1 protein-coding gene is annotated in these 1,096 nt (G+C 63.2%); it reads right to left on the reverse strand.

Going from position 1 to position 1,096, the window contains the following annotated elements:
* Complete coding sequence (locus tag Q2100_RS31390; RefSeq protein ID WP_302917144.1) at positions 1-990, reverse strand: IS481 family transposase; 990 nt, start codon at positions 988-990, stop codon at positions 1-3.
* Between the last annotated feature and the right edge of the window lie 106 nt (positions 991-1,096).

Genomic DNA, 1,096 nt, shown 5'->3' on the forward strand with positions numbered 1-1,096 from the left:
CTAGCTGTACTGACCTGAGAGGTTAGGTACACGGCTGGCGGGTGGGTGACCGCCGAGCGCGGTGTGGCCGCGGTGGTGATTGTAGGTGTGTAGCCAGCGGGGATACTCCTGGCAGCGTTGCGCATCGCTGGTGTAGAGCCGCGCGTAGGCCCACTCGTCGGCCAGGGTGCGGTGGAAGCGCTCTACCTTGCCGTTAGTCTGTGGCCGATATGGCCGGGTACGTCGATGCTCGATAGTGCCCAGTGCATCGCGGAATGCATGCGATCGATAGCAAGAGCCGTTGTCGGTCAACACCTTTCGGATGGTGATGCCGGACTCGGCAAACCAAGCGTTGGCGCGTAGCCAGAATCCGGCGGCAGTGTCCTTGCGCTCATCGGCCAGCAGTTCGGAGTAGGCCAGTCGTGAGTGGGCGTCGATGGCCGTATGCACGAAGTGATAGCCGCGCACCGGATTGTGGTACTTGCTTTGTCGTCCCGAACTCTTATCGGCTTGACTGTTGTGCTTGCCGGCGACCCGGCCGAGCATGCGCCAGCCGCCGCCGGCCGGGATCTTGCCCAGCTTCTTGACGTCGACGTGGACCAGGTCACCACAGTGGGCTGATTCCATCCGACGTACGACTCGCCCGGTGGCCCGATCAAGCCATCGCAGCTTGGCGACGCCATAGCGGCGCAGCACGTTGTGCACCGTGGAAACGTTCAATCGCAACAGGTAAGCGATTCTGGCCGGTCCCCACCGGCGGGTGACACGAACGCCGATGATTCGACGCTCGGTGCGCGTCGGTGTGCGGTTAGGGCTGTGATGCGGCCGTGAGCTGCGGTCGGCCATTCCGGCTACGCCCTCATGGCGGTAGCGGCTCGCCCAGCGTGAGGCGGTGTTCACCGACACCTGGAAGCGTTCGGCAGCGCGTCGCAGCGTCCAACCATCATCGACGATGCAACGAGCCAGCCGCAGACGACCGGTTTCGGACAAGTGGGCATTACGGTGGACCACGAAGACCTCCGGAGTGAGTAGTGCGTTCCTAAGCAGCTCGCACTTCACTCGGAGGTCTTCGTCTTGTCACCTCACCACGCCGTCACCAACGTCCGTGGTCAGTACA

The organism is Mycolicibacterium arseniciresistens (genome assembly GCF_030519285.1).
Taxonomy (GTDB): domain Bacteria; phylum Actinomycetota; class Actinomycetes; order Mycobacteriales; family Mycobacteriaceae; genus Mycobacterium; species Mycobacterium arseniciresistens.